We start from the raw sequence: 17,558 nt of genomic DNA, 5'->3' as shown, positions 1-17,558 counted from the left end.
TATCTATCCAACTGAAATCTCGGACCTTGCCCGGTTCTTTAAAATACATACTGACGATCAGTGATATATTTTTATAGGCGAATGTTTAACTTTCGCCATGGTTAGATATGATGCCTCCCTTGAAGAAGAATTTTTAAAGCTGAAACAGGTACTTGTTCAGTTAAGCTATAATCCTTTGCTGCAATCCTTTGAACAGGGAAACCTTGCCTTGCTGGACAGAACGGCCCCGGTCGACGATTTTGTTCGCGAGAAAAAGAAACTCATTTTAAAACATATCATGAGGCACGGTGTCGATTTTGATCCTGAACTTAAAAGTGCTTACGACGAATACAGTGAGGCGCTTACCTGGATATGGTTGAAAAAGAAGGTCAGGAATATCGAACGCGTACCGGAATCAAAAATTAAAACCCCGGACTTTAAAGTTACCGTAAATGCGGATCAGGGCCATCAGGAGGCCGATCAGATCGTATATGCCGAACTGAAATCAATGTCCTTCGCAGATGGCAACCTGAACTATAAGCAGGTAATGCAGGACGCGCTGGATGAACAGATCAAAATGGATAAACAGCGGGCAAATGGCAACCGGGTATCTCAGGGGGTATATATCATTAGCCCGCTTTACAAACGAAATAAGGATTATGATCATTCTTCCACCCGATATGCCATAGAGACCCTGATCGAAAGATCGGTCAGAATATTAAAAAAGATCAGTACAGCATGGGTGACACCGTGCTCCTGATAGACCTTAAACAACTGGTTATCCCGACCTATTTAACCGAGGGAGGTGTCCCGGTCACTTTTGATCGTCAGATGTACTCCCTGATCAGTGGTGTTCAATGGCATACCGCATTTGGTCGCGAGGGCGACCCGATCTATAAACAGCCAAATTTTGAAGGCAGTGCAAATCTTGACGGCAGGTTAGAACGCAACGGGATCTTACTTGACCATGAGTATATCAAGGCGGTCATTTTCTTTGAATACCGCCTGAGCGACAAGGAACCGAAATTTCTTGGCCTTTACCGAAGCAGGAATATTACTCAGGGTGTACGCACATTTTTATACCAGGTTTGCGACTTTATCAATGACGAACTGAACAGTGAAGGCTGGCAAAATAACCGGATCTTGTTCGGCGATCAGGATAGTAAATGACCCCTGATGTTCATGGTATCGATTAAGAATGGCGGTATTCGTTGATTTGAATACCTATTTATTTGATTTTAAAAGGTCCTCCGGCCATTGTTTTCATTCATTTGTCGCTCGGTCTGTTTCACAGGCCGGCCCCTAAACTTAAGACAATAATGGATGAGCCTTATCAAATGCCTACACCTGGAAAATTCCGCTGTCAGCGTGGTACTGTTTTTGGCGATCCTGGGGTGCAGCCTGGCTGGACTTTTGGACCGGAAATTCTTTATGAAGCTGTTCTTTCATCCCTATAGCGTGGTCAATGACGGCCAATATTACCGCCTGCTAAGCTCTGACCTGGTACATGTGAACTGGGTCCACCTGCTTGTTAATCTCCTGATGCTTTACGCCGGTTGCGTCGGTCTGGAAGGTTTCCTTTCTGAAAAAAGTGCGATTGGCCACCTGATCTTCTCCGGCATTTACCTTGTTTCCCATTTCGTCGGTATCATTCTCATAACGATCAGGCATTACCGTGATTTTGGATTTTCAAGTGCCGGTGCCTCGGGCAGTATCATGGGTTGCCTTTTCTGCTATATGGTCATTCAGCCGGATGTCGTCGCTTTTTATGTTCCTGTTGTCGGACCGGTCAATAATATTTTCGCGGGCCTGATCTTCATCGTCATGCTCATCAGGCTCCAGTTCAAGGACCAGCAGGTATTCAACCATGAACTTCATTTTTATTCCGGTGCCGCGGGCCTTGTCCTGGGTGTTCTCCTTAAAAATTGGTTATGACCTGATTTGTTTTTTGCAGGGTTCCCGTTGATTTTAAAAGGTGGCTTCCCTGTCGCTTGGATAATTTTGCAGAGGTCCAATAAACTTTATAGATATGCGTAAGATCCTGATCCCGGTCGACCATTCGACCATTTCCGATAACCTCATCGCCTTTGCAGCCGGTATGAACGGTGATTTTCTGGTCGAAGAGATCATCTTGCTAAAAACCTTTCACATCGGCAGTGTTGCCCGCGTTTTACCTTCCGCTGATATGTTGCTGATGACCCCGAACGAGATCCAGGCGGTACAGCAAAGTGCCGAGGAAAGGGCCGAGCAGCTTGCTGAACTTTTGAAAAGCTCGGTTTCCCGGCCCGTGAAGGTACGTACCCTGGTGGTCGATGGCAGTATGGAAAATGCGCTTGGCGATACGATAACGAATGAAAGGCCTGATCTGCTGATGATCGGCAACGACCCAGAGAACAGGGAGCCGGAGGATGTAGTGAGCGGCGTAGTGATCGCTCTGGCCAAACTGAGTACGGTCCCGGTATTGCTCGTGCCGGTCAAAGCACGGTACCGAAAACCGGAGAAACTGATGATACCGACCTCGTTTGATAATATCGAACGATTGTCTTCTTTTAAGGACCTGTTCCGCTCGCGGATATGGAAGGATGCCCATATCCATGTTTTTCACGCGGGTTCTCCTGATGCTGCCTCACAATATGAAGAACAGATACGTACGGTCTACGGACATTTGCAGGGGCACCGCATCAAGTTTCACTTCCGGGAATGTATCAAACACGAAATAAGCCGGGAGATATTGAATTACGCCGATGAGGAAGATCATGATATGATATTTGCCTTGCCGGGTAAGCATGGCTTTTTTCAGCAGGTGCTCCACAAAAGTGTTACACAGGATTTTGCACTGCATGCAGACCGCCCTGTAATGTTGCTGAAGTAAAATGACCGAAAAATGTTTCCGGGCATCCGGCAGGCCGCCGGGCTATTCGCTGTATCTTCTCCGAAGGATGCCGCTGCTATCCCTGATGCTTGATCACCCCGCGCTTAATTGGACCTCGCACACTATCTGATAAGCCCCTCCGATGAATGTATACCGCCATATGCCTTTACGTATAATGGTCGCTGAACGTGATCCGGTATTGCGTGAATTGCTCTATGATATTCTTAACGATGAACATTACCAGGTGGCGGCCTACGGTATCGGCAACGCCGTGATCGCAACAGCGGAGTTCTGGCAGCCGGACCTGTTCATCATCGATACCCGCTTACCGGATATTCATGGTGGGGTACTTTGCAAAAACATCAAATCACACGCGCAGCTTTCGGGCACCCCGGTCATTCTTGCCAGTATAGATGCCTGCTCGGGCTGCAGTACTTACCAGCACCGTTGTGACGGTTTTCTCCGCAAACCATTCGATCTGATGGCATTCTTAAATATGGTCAGTGACCTGACCGGCAGGATGAACAGGATCAACAAAGCGGTCTGAGACGGGATCAGTCAGGCCATATGGCTTCCAGCCAGTTTACCGCTGCACCGAGTATTTCCTCCCGTTCCGGTTCGTTATGTAATTCGTGGTAAGCACCCGGCCATTCCAGCATATAGGCAAGTGCCCGGGGCGCTTTGCCATTGAATTGTCTGGACCCTTCGATGTCTGTAAAGGCATCTGCTGTACCGTGCATGATCAATAAGGGAATATGGAGCTGATCGGCATGTTCGATGCACCATTCCCCGCTGCTGATCATTTCATGGGCAAGCCTGACCGTTGCGAATCCATGATTGAGTTTATCCCGGGTATAACGTTCAAGTTCTACGGTATCTTTTGTCAACTTGCTGGCATCAAAGCCCTGGCTGATCTGCATATTGGGTATAACCTTGTCCAATACACGCAGTAGGGCTTTTTTGACTGGCGGGGTGTTGGTGATCCGCAGCCCTGGTGCGCTGAGGATCGCCGCCATGGCAGGTGGCCTTCGCCTTAATAATAAGGCCGCGAGCAAACCGCCACCCATGCTGTGGCCATAAATGACCACCGGAAGTTTAAATTCGATAGTGGTCATGTGGACAAAACTCTGCAATTGTGCCAGGGTATTTTCCATACCCAGTGTCCCGCCTCGTTTACCCGGACTTTCACCATGTCCGTATAGGTCAAAGCCGGTCACCGCTAAACCATGCCCGTTGAAAAAGGCGGCCGTTCCGGCGTATCTGCCGGTATGTTCACCGATGCCATGAATGAGTACGATGACCGCCCTCGGCTCTTTGGGCACCCAAGATCTTTCGCGAAAATTCATGTTCTGGTAGTTCCATAACGACGCGCCTGTATATTTCATAAGTGTTGCGGATTGTTCTTCCCGAAAATAAAGTGTGTGCCCCGGTCGCTCCTTTGATATTCAAACTATTCGCTTTCCATATCAAATAACCGCTCAGCTTTGTCCTACATGGAATCCAATTGTTTTTTAAAGGTTATGCATTGAAATTGAAAGCAAGTGCTAAATAGTCCCCGGTAATGATCCAAAACAGAAGGACGATATTTTTTATAATAATGCCGCCCGCTTTTTTAGCATTAAGTAAGCTCGGTTTCTCTAACTGTCGTGTGTTGAGAAAATCCTGTATCTCCTGAATAAAAGTGGTGTTTAAATAGGCGTAAATGAACATCAAATATGGATTGCACATCCAATGTTTCAGTTATGAAGAGGTCGTCAAATGGGTAAAAACAAAATCTATTACCCCCTCAATGGATTCAAAGTTTTGCTCATAAAAAGCGATCAACCTTTGAATATGATCTTTGTCGATGCAACAAACGTACTCTTTAGCCTGAAGTACCATAAGCATATCGATGTAAAACTTAATGTTTGGAGAAAACACGTCCCTCATATCCTTGATCCTGAAAAACACCTTGTTGGGGCCTAATGGGAAGATCAGATCGTCCAGGAAGGGGTCCGCCTTGTCAGGATGACGCAAGATCACAGGGTTATCACTGCAGATCGCGGGGAATGGGTCGGTAAACGTTTTAACTGTACAGGGCCAGTTACAATCCAACAGGTTCCAATAATTCGTTGCTGGTAAAACGTTCCGCAGCCGCTGGAAATAGCCCCGATCAGATTCCACCCATTTTGCAAATTGTGCCGGGTCGACCTGCTGATGTGTTTTTCTGTCTATGACGGCGACTCCAAGTTCGTTCAATCGGTTCATGCCGGTAGTCTTACTGATGACAGGCCGCTGAGCCGGCACCCGCCAAAACGTTTCGCCCGCGAAATAGTTCAGCCACAGAACATCTTGGTTGTCTAAACCAAATCCTTGATCGACCGCACGGATCTTTTCTAATATTCGCGCATAACGGCTTTCGTTTCCGCTATAAATTGTTTCAAGGTAGTCATCCGGCATGCCGTCGGTTCGGACAATGTTATCATCCGGTAGAAAGAAATGACTGGATGGGGAAAAGAACTTTCCGTTCCCTTTGAACTTGCTGTCTTTAACTGACCAGATAAAAAACTTTCCGTCGTCATTGGTAAAGGCCTTCAGATAAAATTTTGGTAGGTAATGATGCTTAGCCATATTGAATTTGCTTGGTACGACTCAGATTTAGTGATACCTGTCCTCCTCTTCCCAATCGTCAAGATAATCGAGTTCAATGATCTCGTAAAAGATCTCATCCGCTCTTTTTTCCATTTGCTCTTTTTCGGTCCGTTTTGTTTCAAGCTGGTTTTGTAGACCTGTCAATTCTACCTCTAAGCCAGTAACACTTTTATTATATTCTTCCAATAGCACTTTCCTGAATTGTTCTGGAAGGAGCTTTTCAAAATTCGCTTTTTCCTCTGATCTCTGTTTTATTTCCTTCTGGATGCTTTCCAGCGTCAATGTATTCTCGGCAAACTCATTGGAAAGATCGATCACAAATTCCACCTTTTGATCGTGTCGCATTTGCATGATCTTATGGCTGTTCAACGGTTGTAAAACCGGGGAGGCGAACAAATTATTGGCCTGGTCATTAGGATACGCCAATATTTTATCCGGGTTACTGATGATATAATCCCAGCTATCCGTACGGTCAAGTACATGGTATTCTTTCCCGTCCACTCTTTTCACCCGGCCTTTGCGGTAGTAGGTGTCCTTTGCAATATGTTTTTTTTGCCGTTCTTCCAGTGATTTGATCGCATCGTTCAATTGCTTTTGCTCAGCTTTCCGTTCCCTTTTTAGTTGTTCTGCTGGCTTTGGTAGTGCCACCCAATAGCCATCGAGTTTTTCTGCGATCCCCTGTACAGTTACTTCTATATTGAAAAGCTCGCTTTGGGCCTTATTGAGCGATCTTTGGCGGTCGCCGATCTCCCTGTTAAGTTTTTCGATCTCCTTGTCGACAAGGGTCATGTTACCCCTGATCTCCTTATGGTCATCCTGGTATCCTGATCGCACCCTGCGAAGTCTGTTGCGTTCACGCCGCCGTTCATCGATCTCCTGTTGCTTTTTGGCCTTGAATTTCCTAACGGATTCGGAGGCCTTAAATTTTTCATTGGCTATATCCCGGTAATAAAGCTTCATCGTATTCGTATCCAACGTCAACTGGTCAAGCGATACAAGTTCATGCTCCCATCTGCTATAAACGGTATCCTCAACGGCATAGTGGTGCTGGAAATAACACTTAAGTACCAGGTCCTTCCTTAATACGGTCGCCGCCCTGGCCTCCTCATCGAAAATAAAGGCATTGTAATTATTGGTGTAAATAATATCCGAAAACGCCAGTTTCCTGGAGTTGTCCTTATAGTCGAACTCATTGAAGACCCATAAGATAAAAATACCCTCTTGACGGTAAAAGGCCTGGCGGCCAACGATCACATCCAACCAGGTGGTAGATAGTTGTAATTCTACCGCGAGTCTTCGGCCGTTGAACATCAAATTGATATCCGGTTTGCGCCACTCGAACTCATCAAGGCTGCGAATGACCCGTTCTAACTGCAAATGGCTCACCTGACCTTTATGGATGGCATTAAGATTTAGCCCCTGATAAAGCTTTTCCTTTAATTCGATATGCGGTTTACCCTCCGCGATACCACGGTACCGCATCCTGTTAATATCATCTTTACTGTATTTAGAATCCGTTTTGATCGGGCAGTCCTTACTGTTATGCAGATGTGCAAAATGAAAATTCTTTCCCGCACGCATGGGCTGATCCTCCCTTTTACCGCCGAGGATACGAATATTCTCTCCACAGGTCGCGCATACCAGCCATTTTTCACGTTTTCCGCTATTCGCTAATTCTTGTTCTTCCCGGGCCTGGATCAAAACGTCAAATGGTTTTCGGAAAAATTCGCTTGCACTGACCTCTAAACCATTCTCAATGTCGATGACATCCTCAATTGTACGTCTGATATCCATGAAATATTTGAAACCATAAATATAATCAACGCTAACATCCTTAGCAATATAATTGACCTTTTGGGAATAAATTCTTGCTTGGTTTTAATGGGTGATTGATAGCCGATCTTTTAGGCGAAACGGGTAGTCTTATATTGTCATTTAAAGTTGGCTACATCTGGGGCAGGAGTATTTTTACCAGATAATAAGTATATTTTTTTAATTTAGTTTAATATTGATAATTTGTAATTCTTATTCATCTAAACCACATTTAATCGCAATTAATGATATGACAAATGCTGGACATCAGGCTGTCGGCCCCGCTCTGGGTTATTACTATCAAGCTATTTATGCGCTTGTCACATTATTTGATTCCAAAAATCCCGGAGCCTTTGTTAGTATTGAAACTCTTGACGATGTGTATTTAAATGATGGGGTTAAACGTGAATTACATCAATTAAAGCACTCTATTCAAGAAAATACTACCATTTCTATAAAAAGTGATGAATTATGGAAAACTCTTAAAGTTTGGTGCGATTTTTTGATATCCAATGATGCGAACGACGGGATTTTTACACTGTCAACCGTTTCGTCTTTAGACCCAAACAGTGATTTAACAGTTTTACTTGACGAAAAAGCACCTCGCGACAAACTTGAAAATGCCCTAATGATGGAAGCCAAGCGGGTTGTTGTTGAACGGAAAAAGGTGGAGGCCGAAAATATTATCCGCTTATCCAACGGCGAAAAAGAAATTGCTCTACCATATTCGAAAAAGTCCAAAGGTTGCGAAGCATTGTTGAAACTTTCAAAACCGACCTTAAAAGCCTTGTTGAAAAATATTCGAATGCAAACCGATTCTTTTACTGTTTCCGAAGCCAGTGCTATAGTAGTAGAAAGAATAAGGCCAACAACTGATCACAATATTCAACTCCCGTTAGCAGAGAGAATTTTAGAATGGTGGGATAGACAAGCAGTTCAGTCGCTTACGGGTGAACGTCACGAATGTATATACATGTCGGAACTTCAAGAGTTCATTAGTAGAAAAACCGCTGAATTATTTACAGATGGCTTTACTGACGACCTCCCGGATTTGGAAATTCCAGCAATTACAAGTCCACATCCCATCCAAAAAATGCAACTTGAGATAATTGATGCATCAAAAACTCAAATCATTAGGTCATATCAAACGGCAATCCGAGCCAGGATACAACGTGAGAAATGGATCGAGGATAATTTAACAGCTGCTAAAAAGTTGGAAAAATACGATGAGTCTTTAATTCAAGAATGGTCATATAAATTTGGAGAGATCGTCGATAATAAAAGTAATTTTTCTGATGATCAGATTAAAGAAGAAGGTCGTCTACTTTTGGATTGGACACACAATACTGCTCATCAACAGGTCGGAAAAATTTCAAAAACTTATGACAACCCGGACCTAATTAGAGGAAGTTACCAAATGCTGTCATCAAATAGGAAAGTTGGTTGGCACTGTGATTTTTTAACTTTGATAACTGATCTAACTGATGAATAAAAGCATTGACGTATTTGCAGCAACGAACCCCGCTTTTTTATCATTGGTGCTGCTTGGCTATTTGGAAGGATATACTGAGGAGGCCGGAAGTGGGTTGCCATTTTCGTTATTGGTGTTACCAATACCAATCATTCTATCAGGCGATTTAGAGTCTACTTTTGATGGAACCAATATTAAAACCGGATTTTATTCATGGATTAAACAGAATCCGCAAATCCTTATAGGATTGAATACTCGGATCAATGATTCGATCGAATACATACAGCCCGCCATGGCTTACGGTATAGCCAAAAAGATAATCGGCTTTGACAGTTACAGTAACCTGGTTGCACACTCTGATAATATCGGAAACATTTATGGTTCTTCATCGATTGCACGACATTTTAAGAATGCAAAAAGGCTCGGTAGTTGGATCGGCCAAATTAAATCAACTAAAACCATATTTAACCACTTAGGATTGGAAATATGAACAGATGGAATATTAGCCACTTAATTTTTTATAGTAAGAATAACTTGCATAGGACAATAGAGTTCAACGTAAATGACGTGACCATCATAACAGGTGCGTCCAATACTGGAAAATCAGCGGTCATAACTGCAATTGACTACTGCCTTGGGTCCTCTACAAACAACATTCCGGCATTTGTATCGGCGCGTGTTACACATATTGCAACGAAATGGTCTGACGGAACTACGGAGTTTGTTATAGGTAGAGAAATATCGAAATCTGGAAAAGCATCAGGAAATATGTACTTCGAATATGGTGCAGATGTTGATGTTCCAATTTCCGCTAATGATTTAAATGGTAGAGGTAATATTGAAGAGATTAAAGCACTGTTAGAAAATTTATTTGGGTTCACAGTAGTTAATGAAAGTGATAATGTATTAAGCGTTAATAAGATTTCAATAAGACAAATCACACCATTCATTTACCTGGATAAAAAGGTCATTGATAGTGATACCACTTTAATGTATGGTTTAGACGATCAAAATGCTTCTAAACGTATCATTGATTCACTGCCATATTTTCTGGGTGCCATAGATTTAAAGGAACTTGAAGCTATGCGAAGGTTGCGGGGGCTGAAAAAGGGTATTGAAAGCGAGGAAAGAAAGCAAATATTATTTGAACAACACCAAATCGATGTTTTAGAGAAGTGCAGATCCTTGCTGGCGGAAGCATCTCAGGTAGGTTTATTCCAAATGGATGATTCTGTTGTGTCTGCAAATAAAGATACCTTAATTGATATCCTTGAAAGATTAACCAAATGGGAATACAGCGCAGTTAACTTTGAAAATGATGACGTTTTAAAATCTCTGCAGATTATTAAATCCAATCAACTGGCGGAACTTAACATTCTCAGGCGCAAAAAAACTGCAGCAATCCAAATGAATTCTACAACGGACGATTATGATAAAGTCGTTGAAAAGCAACTATCAAAACTTGATTTAAGTAAATTTTTTCAGCATACCGAGGAAAAATGCCCTGTATGTAGCTCAGATTTTAAGGAGCCGAATGAAATTTCAAAAATGATCGAAAACTCCATTGTCGAACTAAGACGTGAAAGAAAGGTAGTTAAAAACCACAAGCCGGCTATGAACGGGTTCGTTAAGGAAATCGACGAAAAAATTGACGGCTTACAAATCAACATAAATAAATCTGACAACGAAATCCGAAATCTTATAAAAGAATCGGAAGTTGCTCAAAATCAACTGGTTTTAAATCAAAATATTAGCCGAATTATAGGCAGAATATCTTACTTTTTGGATAACCATACGGCAGTTGAAGCCTTCGATCAAAAAAAACTAAATGATTATAACCGGGAAATTGAGCAGATAAATAGCAAATATGGCAAAAGCCATAAAGAGGAAAGAATTGCACTGGCTGAGAGGAAGATCTCTAAGTATGCGACCGCGAACCTTAAAGAATTGCCGCGAGGGATACCAATAGAAAACTGCGAGGTCAACTTTTTCTCCAAACAGCCCAAGCTTGTGATTACTGATGCTGAAACTGAACGCAAGACACCATTTGCGAACATTGGATCGGACGAGAATTATTTGAGCCTTCATTTGTCTTTTGCTTTTGCATTCCAACGTTTCTTATCTGAGAAAAAATCTTCTGTTCCAGGGCTCTTGATTTTAGATCAAGTCAGCAGGCCCTATTATTCTAATAAAGATTCTGACGACGAAAAAGACATTAAGGAGGTCGATATTAATAATGATGATGACAGTGCTGCTCTTGAAAAGCATTTTAATTTTATATTCAAACAAGTTCAGGAGCAGAAAGGACTCCAAGTTATCATTTTAGAGCATGCCTATCTTAGCTACCACGAGGCGTATAAAAAAGCAACCAAATACAAATGGCCGAAAATCGCAAATGATAAGTTAATCCCCTCTGATTGGCCCGAAGTTTTTGAGAGTTAAAATATGCTAACTCTTCACTTTAGACAGTTTCTATATCACTTATTTAGAAGACTATATGGATAAATCATTGTAGTCGAAGTTGTGCATTGTTAACCTACATTTCACAGATCGATCAATTGTTTTAACGGATGGTGATCTTTAAAATACACTTTGCGCTTTCTGTACTGTTTTGGCCAGATCGATGCCTTCGCTCAATACACCGTTGAACAGGTCGCCGGTTTCTTTGAGACGGTCCAGGGCATTGTGTATAGTAAAATCTTTCATGGTGAGGCCGGGTCTTACTTCGTCCCAGTGCACAGGCATGGACACGGTGGCACCGGGTTTGGGGCGGAGGGAATACACGCCTGCAATGGTGGCGCCGGGCCGGTTCTGTAAAAAATCCAGGTACATCTTTCCTTTGCGGTTGGAGATCATGCGTTCAAGCGTGGTAAATTTCGGTATTTGCTGGTGGACCAATTTCACAATGATGTTGGCGAACAACTGGCTTTGGTCATACGTGTACTTGGCCCCGAGTGGGATATAAATATGTATGCCGGTTGAACCGGAGGTTTTCGGATAGCTGGGCACATCGATGGCATCCAGTACTTTTTTGACTTCCTGCGCGGCCTGGATCACCTGGTCGAAATGTTGTTTATCGGGGTCAAGGTCGATGACGCAGTAATCGGGATTATCCGGCGATTGTGCACGGCTGAACCAGGGGTTGATCTCAATGCAGCCCAGGCTGGCCATCCAAAGTAAGGTGGCTTCGTCGTCCCCCAGCAGGTAGTCTTTATCGATGCCTTCGCTATTGGTATGGGCCATGGTCTTTGCCCATTCAGGCGCTTTGTCACGAACGTTCTTTTGGTAAAAGCTTTCGCCATGGATACCGCCGGGGAAACGATTGAGCGACATGGGCCGGTCTTTCAGATAAGGCAGCATGAAAGGTGCGACCTGATGATAATAGTTGAACATGTCCCGTTTGGTGATACCATCCTCTGGCCAGTAAAGCTTGTTCAGGTGCGTGAATTTTAATAAATGCCCGTTGACTTTCTTTTCTTCGGTATCATTTTTTGACGAAAGCAGCGGATTGCTGGTTGGTTTGGCCTTGATGGCCTTTGCCGGCTTGAACGGTCGGGCGTTAGCCTTTACGGTTCCATCGGCTTGTATCTCCTGGATGTCCGCCTTGAGGTTTTGCGCCTCGACTACGCTTGTCGTGTCGGCTTCGGTTTCCATGATCACTTCTTTCGGGTTCTTGTCACTACGCATGCCTTTGAAAGAGGCCTGCCTGACCTTGCCGTCGCCGGTGATCTCGGCAAATTCGATCTCACAAACCAGCTCGGGTTTGAGCCATGTGGCCTTTGCGCCCAGTCTGCGCGGCCGGAACTGCGATGGTTCGTCCACGTCGGGTTCCACATCAAAAGGGCTTTCGGCGGCGATGAGCGGTTTGAATTGTGCCATCATTTCTTTCTGCTGGGCATCGTTAAATCCGGTGCCGACTTTGCCGATATAACGCAACACACCTTTCGGGTCATAAACACCGATGGCCAGTGCGCTGAAGTATTTGCCGGTACCTTCATTTTTGGTAAAGCCGGCGATAACGACTTCCTGGCGGCGTTTCGCCTTGATCTTGAGCCAGTCGCGCGAACGGGCATCGGAAGTGTAAACGCTCTCAGCGCGTTTGGCGATGATACCTTCAAGTTTCATTTTTTTAGCGGTCTCAAAAAACTCGATACCGTTTACGGCGAAAGAAGGGCTGGCTTTGACCAGTTCGCTGTCTGTTGGTAAAACGGCGTTCAGGATGTCTTTGCGTTGGTGCAAAGGCTGTTTGGTAAGGTCGTGGCCTTCGTACCATAAGATGTCGAAAACATAATAGACCAGCCGGGCGCTTTTGGTGTTTCGCCAGTTTTGCAGTGCGCCAAAGTCGGCATTGCCCTGTTCGTCCAAAGCGACGATCTCTCCGTCCAGTACGGCGTTCATAGACCAGCTTTCCATAAGTTGGTTGATCGGGCCGAATTGGCCGAAGGGCAGATTGTTACGCGAGATGAGGGTTGCGCTGCCTTGCGCAATGCTGGCGATGGCGCGGTAGCCGTCCCATTTGATCTCGTAAACCCAGCCGGGATCATCAAAGGGGGTGTCGACGAGGGTCGCTTTCATGGGTTTGATGTTCCGCGGCAGTTCGGCTTTGGGCGCTTCTTTTAAGATCGCCCGCACGTCGCTGGTCCCGGCTTGGGGTTGGGTTTGAGCTTTCGTGGCTTTTGTTAACTGTGAGTTCATGGCCCTGCCGGTTTGTTTAGCCTGGTCGTTCTTTGGCAGGTCGTGGTCAGCAAGTTCGATCCAGACGGGCGCGTGGTCACTGCTGCCTTCCCAACCGCGTACGTGTTTGTCGACCTGCGCAGTTTTCAGCCTTCCGGCGATTTTGGGATTGAGCAGGAAATGGTCGAGCCGCAGTCCGGCGTTGCGCCCGTAGGCATCACGCAGGTAATCCCAGAAAGTGTAGATACGTTCGTCGGGATAAAGGTGGCGGATGGCATCTTTCCAGCCTTGGTCCACAAGCATCTTAAAGGCAACTTTGGTTTCAGGCCGGAACAAGGCATTTTTCAGGTACTTTTCAGGTTTATAGGTGTCCAGATCGGTTGGCATGACGTTATAATCACCGATGAGCATCACAGGTAGCTCCCGGTGAACAAGGTTTTGCGCATGCTCCGTCAGGCGCTCGAACCAACGCAGCTTATAGTCAAATTTCGGGCCTGGCCAGGGATTGCCATTGGGCAGGTATATGCAGCCGATGACGATACCGTTAATGAATGCCTCGATATAGCGGCTGTGGGTAAATTCTTCATCTTCGCCCGGCAGGTCGCGGATGAGTTCCCTGATCTCGGTTTTGGACAGAATGGCGACGCCGTTCCAGCTTTTCTGGCCTACCCAAACGGCGTGGTAACCGGCTGCCTTCAGCTGCCGCTCGGGAAATTTATGCTGCTCGGTTTTAAGCTCCTGTAAACAAACGATATCCGGGTCGGCTTCCGCAAGCCAGCGCAGCAGGATATCGAGACGGCCGTTGATGCCATTGATGTTGTAGGTAGCGATCTTCATTGGTTGAGACGACAAAGCCCCTTACGGGGCTTTGAAAATGGATCACCATTATTTATTTCTGTTTGTCCTTGAGGTATTTCTCCAATACTTTACGGTCATTGGAACCGGTCGCGCGGATGGCACCGGTGACGGCCTGGCTGCTTACACCCATTTTATCTTTGAAATACTGGATCTCGTAATTTTCACTGCCGCTCACCTTATTGCGGTCGCGGGCATCTTTCTTATTCTTATTATCTGACATAGGTTTTAATATTTGATTTATTGCTTTAACAAGCGGCACAACCGATGGTTTTAAAGCTTAAGGTCTAATTCAAGGCCGGAAGATCAAAACCGTATATCTCTGGGATAAGAATATCTCCACATGGAATTATCTAAGATATCTTTTTGGCTGGCCTTCGGCCGGTCAAATGAAGTTCTCCGAACGATCTTTTAGTCGAAACGGGTAAAAAGGGCAGCTAAGGTCTTGCCGTATTCTGTCATTGGAGTACGCCAAAAGACTACGGCATAAACGGCTGCCTCCCCAAAGGGTCCCCTCCAATTATTCCGTTTCCTTTTGGCTATGAAGCGGCACTTCCTATGGCTTTCTTTTTTCCCTTTTTCTTTTAAAAGATCATCACAAAAGCAAATCAGGACAAAAGGAAAGACAAACAAATAATTATTCACTAAAAATTTTAAATGTTATGTTATTCACAGGAAGAATTACCGCAGACGCCGAAGTTAGAACCGTTAAAGGCGACAGAACCGTGACCTCATTTACCGTAGCGGTCAACAAACGCTTTAAGAACAAAGCGGGCGAAAAACAAGAAAAAGTATCCTTTATCCGCTGTGCTTACTGGATCAATTCAGGTCTTGCCGAATACCTGACCAAAGGCACGATCGTAGAGATCAACGGATGGATGGAAGCCGAAGCATGGAAAGGAAATGATGGCGAACTGCACGCCAACCTGACCTGCTCGGTCGATAATGTCAAACTATTCGGTGGCAATAACGCCAAACCTGCCGAAACCGAAAAAAACGCAAAAGCCAAAACCAAAGAGAAAGCTAAACCTGCCGCCGTTGCCGCAGGTGGCGAGGACGATGACGACCTGCCATTCTAAACAAGCCTTGCACCGCCGCTTCGGTGGCGGTGCTTTTCAAATTATCATATCAACGAATTATCCCATAAACAATACGAAACCCATGCAAAACGACTTTGATGCCAAAAACCTGATACCCGTTTGGGAAGCCCTCGGCCTTGCTAACCCTTGGATAGCGGAAGCCAACGACCCGCCGTTCGATAAGCAACAGCTTGTCAGGATCGCCACGCTTGCCGAACTGGAAAATATCTTTCAGCAAGGCAACTGGTGCCTCGGTCAGGGTTTTCACTTCATGAACCTCTGTTTTATCAATCAGATCGATGGCGGTGACGAGTGGCTGACCATCAAGGATGACTATGCCTTTGAAAGTTTCACTTGGTGCAGGTTCATCCAAAAGGGTGAATTTACCCCGATGATCGAACGCCTGTTAATAGCCACCAAAGAGCAATGCATCAACTTAGAATACTAAGCCCATGAGCTACTTAGCCCACAAAACCGAACGTAAAGCCCTCAAAGTACTGGCTAACACCCTGCGCTTTTTTCAGGATACCGACCTGCTTTTCGTCAGTGCAAGAGATGCTTTCGCCATCAGGCATGCCGAGATCATGCTTCGGTCGGTCATTGAAAGCAACGGGTACACAGCCAATTACCGCAAAGGAAAAGGAACGAAAATTTTAAAGAACAAGAAAACCCAATACCATGACAACGAACTTTTTTGAACAGATCAGCGCCCTTGCATTTCAGGGCGCACTTAACCTCAATATGATAAAGAATACCGATGGCCTCCTGACCGTTTCGGTCTACCTGCCGAACGCAACCACCGATGCCGCAGGTACAGTGATCCCGCCTATGATCCTCAAAGGCAAGGCGACCGAACTGGATGAGGGCTTTTTCGGGGCGATAACCGTCCCTGTACAACAGACCGCAAGCCTGTTCGCCAATATGGAGGCTTATCAGCAAAGCCTGAAAAAGGCCGCTGAACTTTCCAAGGCAGAACAGGATAAAAAGAACAAAGGCAAGGCAAAGACCACCGCCGCCGCCACACCTGCGGACGACGACGACGATGATGATACCCCCGATACCGAGAACCTGTTCTCCGCACAGGAGAATGAGCAAAAGGCCATAGCTGAAAAGAAGAAACGCTATGCCGAGGCCATCGCCCAAATATCCGAACTCAATAAGCAATGCAAGTACGAGGATGCCCTCGCCTTGTTACCAACTGCCGAGGAATACCCTGAACATGCCGAGGAGATCGAACGCAAGGGTGCGGAACTGCGCAAACGCAAAGCGCAGTATGATGAACTGATGAAAGATATTTAAAGGAAAGGGAACAAAAGATGGAAGTTACAACGATCAGCAGGATCTTCCTGCATAAACAGAACGGTCAGGAAATTCGCCTTGCCGACCCCGGTCAGCAACTGACCAAGGAAGATGTAAAGAACTTTTACGCCAGTATCTACCCGATACTGACCACCGCCAAGATACGTGGCCCTGAATTTAAGGACGACGAAATGCAATATCATTTTGAAACCACGATGGGCACAAAAGGATGAATATGAAAAACAAGGTAAAAAAAACGGTCAAGATCGATAAACACAGCCAGTTATGGAGGATATACGCACAGTTCGGAACTTTCGCAGGGAAACTCAACAGGTTGCCCGATGCAGGAGAAATAAGGCGCAACTCTTTAAGAAGCGCACCACCCGAAATGGTACAAATGGTTTTCTGAACCATGCCTTTGAACCCTTTTGGTTATTTAGCGGGAACGGCGAAAAAGCGGAAGAACAGTTCTTCCGCTCGCTTACCCACCTCTGCGAACATTATGACCTGCTATTGCCCGATGTAAGCGGGTCGGCTTTTCCGCAGAATATCTACCACGCTTGGAAAGTGACGGCAGAACGTATCAAGGCCATCGATAAAAAACTGGATCTTATCATCCTTAACGATGACACCCACGAAGCGGTACTGGCGACGATCAGCAATTTTGATACGGGCAGAACTTTGTACTATATACCCGTAAAACCGTTATGGAAATGGGTCAACGAACCCGGTCATCAGGCAGTTGCCGAGGTGGTAACAGGGATATTCGCTTACCTGTTCCAAGTGGTGCAGATACCCATGTACACCGAATACGAAAGTTTTATCGGACAGCAATACCGCTACATAGAGGATATGATCAATGATTAAGCGGATGAGGATGAAGAAG

The 17,558-nt window shown here is 45.2% G+C and carries 19 protein-coding genes; 14 read left to right on the top strand and 5 right to left on the bottom strand.

The genetic code is table 11. The annotated features are described in order from the left end of the window. The first annotated feature begins 97 nt into the window (after positions 1-97). The 5 genes from MusilaSJ_RS02450 to MusilaSJ_RS02430 all read left to right on the top strand — a co-directional run bounded on the left by MusilaSJ_RS02450 (position 98) and on the right by MusilaSJ_RS02430 (position 3,398). Positions 98-739, top strand: coding sequence for a hypothetical protein (locus MusilaSJ_RS02450; RefSeq protein WP_274988490.1), 642 nt, complete (start codon positions 98-100; stop codon positions 737-739). Continuing rightward, positions 718-1,149 (top strand): hypothetical protein, encoded by a 432-nt coding sequence (locus MusilaSJ_RS02445; protein WP_274988489.1) that lies wholly within the window; start codon positions 718-720, stop codon positions 1,147-1,149. The genes MusilaSJ_RS02450 and MusilaSJ_RS02445 overlap by 22 nt, the downstream gene beginning before the upstream one ends. Before the next feature lie 153 nt (positions 1,150-1,302). Further along, positions 1,303-1,914: a rhomboid family intramembrane serine protease gene (locus tag MusilaSJ_RS02440; RefSeq protein WP_274988488.1), complete on the top strand. Its 612-nt coding sequence runs from the start codon at positions 1,303-1,305 to the stop codon at positions 1,912-1,914. Positions 1,915-2,008: 94 nt separating this feature from the next. Next, on the top strand, positions 2,009-2,851 hold the full coding sequence (locus MusilaSJ_RS02435; protein ID WP_274988487.1) for a universal stress protein: 843 nt from the start codon (positions 2,009-2,011) through the stop codon (positions 2,849-2,851). Between the two features lie 160 nt (positions 2,852-3,011). Then, positions 3,012-3,398, top strand: a complete 387-nt coding sequence (locus MusilaSJ_RS02430) for a response regulator (RefSeq protein WP_274988486.1) — start codon at positions 3,012-3,014, stop codon at positions 3,396-3,398. 7 nt (positions 3,399-3,405) lie between these two features. Here MusilaSJ_RS02430 and MusilaSJ_RS02425 read toward each other — a convergent pair whose 3' ends face one another. The 3 genes from MusilaSJ_RS02425 to MusilaSJ_RS02415 all read right to left on the bottom strand — a co-directional run bounded on the left by MusilaSJ_RS02425 (position 3,406) and on the right by MusilaSJ_RS02415 (position 7,276). Further along, the gene (locus MusilaSJ_RS02425) at positions 3,406-4,236 is read right to left on the bottom strand and encodes an alpha/beta hydrolase (RefSeq protein ID WP_274988485.1); all 831 of its coding nucleotides are present in this window, start codon (positions 4,234-4,236) and stop codon (positions 3,406-3,408) included. 355 nt (positions 4,237-4,591) lie between these two features. Next, entirely contained in the window at positions 4,592-5,461 is an 870-nt protein-coding gene (locus MusilaSJ_RS02420; RefSeq protein WP_274988484.1) for a DUF4238 domain-containing protein, read from the bottom strand. 27 nt (positions 5,462-5,488) lie between these two features. Next, positions 5,489-7,276, bottom strand: coding sequence for a DUF6035 family protein (locus MusilaSJ_RS02415; protein WP_274988483.1), 1,788 nt, complete (start codon positions 7,274-7,276; stop codon positions 5,489-5,491). A 268-nt stretch (positions 7,277-7,544) separates the two neighbouring features. Between MusilaSJ_RS02415 and MusilaSJ_RS02410 the strand changes: the two genes are divergently transcribed. From MusilaSJ_RS02410 to MusilaSJ_RS02400, 3 genes are read left to right on the top strand one after another with little or no spacing between them, the layout of a single operon-like run. Then, positions 7,545-8,786 carry an ABC-three component system protein gene (locus tag MusilaSJ_RS02410; protein ID WP_274988482.1) on the top strand — a complete coding sequence of 414 codons (1,242 nt, stop codon included), beginning with the start codon at positions 7,545-7,547 and terminating at the stop codon, positions 8,784-8,786. Further along, positions 8,779-9,255, top strand: coding sequence for a three component ABC system middle component (locus tag MusilaSJ_RS02405; RefSeq protein ID WP_274988481.1), 477 nt, complete (start codon positions 8,779-8,781; stop codon positions 9,253-9,255). The genes MusilaSJ_RS02410 and MusilaSJ_RS02405 overlap by 8 nt, the downstream gene beginning before the upstream one ends. Further along, positions 9,252-11,207, top strand: coding sequence for a DUF3732 domain-containing protein (locus tag MusilaSJ_RS02400; protein WP_274988480.1), 1,956 nt, complete (start codon positions 9,252-9,254; stop codon positions 11,205-11,207). Before MusilaSJ_RS02405 ends, MusilaSJ_RS02400 begins: the two co-directional genes overlap by 4 nt. A 138-nt stretch (positions 11,208-11,345) precedes the next feature. On the opposite strand, the gene ligD is transcribed toward MusilaSJ_RS02400, so the two are convergent. Both ligD and MusilaSJ_RS02390 read right to left on the bottom strand, forming a co-directional pair. Continuing rightward, a complete protein-coding gene (ligD, locus tag MusilaSJ_RS02395) occupies positions 11,346-14,276 on the bottom strand; it encodes a DNA ligase D (RefSeq protein WP_274988479.1) in 2,931 nt (976 codons plus the stop codon). A gap of 52 nt (positions 14,277-14,328) precedes the next feature. After that, complete coding sequence (locus tag MusilaSJ_RS02390) at positions 14,329-14,517, bottom strand: DUF3606 domain-containing protein (protein WP_274988478.1); 189 nt, start codon at positions 14,515-14,517, stop codon at positions 14,329-14,331. Positions 14,518-14,956: 439 nt separating this feature from the next. Between MusilaSJ_RS02390 and MusilaSJ_RS02385 the strand changes: the two genes are divergently transcribed. The 6 genes from MusilaSJ_RS02385 (at position 14,957) to MusilaSJ_RS02360 (ending at position 17,539) form a co-directional block, all read left to right on the top strand. Beyond that, on the top strand, positions 14,957-15,373 hold the full coding sequence (locus MusilaSJ_RS02385) for a single-stranded DNA-binding protein (RefSeq protein ID WP_274988477.1): 417 nt from the start codon (positions 14,957-14,959) through the stop codon (positions 15,371-15,373). Between the two features lie 82 nt (positions 15,374-15,455). Further along, positions 15,456-15,821, top strand: a complete 366-nt coding sequence (locus MusilaSJ_RS02380; RefSeq protein WP_274988476.1) for a hypothetical protein — start codon at positions 15,456-15,458, stop codon at positions 15,819-15,821. A gap of 4 nt (positions 15,822-15,825) precedes the next feature. Beyond that, positions 15,826-16,071 (top strand): hypothetical protein, encoded by a 246-nt coding sequence (locus MusilaSJ_RS02375; protein ID WP_274988475.1) that lies wholly within the window; start codon positions 15,826-15,828, stop codon positions 16,069-16,071. Further along, complete coding sequence (locus tag MusilaSJ_RS02370) at positions 16,052-16,672, top strand: PRTRC system protein E (protein ID WP_274988474.1); 621 nt, start codon at positions 16,052-16,054, stop codon at positions 16,670-16,672. Before MusilaSJ_RS02375 ends, MusilaSJ_RS02370 begins: the two co-directional genes overlap by 20 nt. Before the next feature lie 17 nt (positions 16,673-16,689). Continuing rightward, on the top strand, positions 16,690-16,905 hold the full coding sequence (locus MusilaSJ_RS02365; protein WP_274988473.1) for a PRTRC system protein C: 216 nt from the start codon (positions 16,690-16,692) through the stop codon (positions 16,903-16,905). 52 nt (positions 16,906-16,957) lie between these two features. Then, the gene (locus MusilaSJ_RS02360) at positions 16,958-17,539 is read left to right on the top strand and encodes a hypothetical protein (RefSeq protein ID WP_274988472.1); all 582 of its coding nucleotides are present in this window, start codon (positions 16,958-16,960) and stop codon (positions 17,537-17,539) included. Positions 17,540-17,558 lie beyond the last annotated feature (19 nt).

Source organism: Mucilaginibacter sp. SJ (assembly GCF_028993635.1).
Lineage (GTDB): Bacteria > Bacteroidota > Bacteroidia > Sphingobacteriales > Sphingobacteriaceae > Mucilaginibacter.
This window is presented reverse-complemented; position numbering and strand designations above follow the sequence as displayed.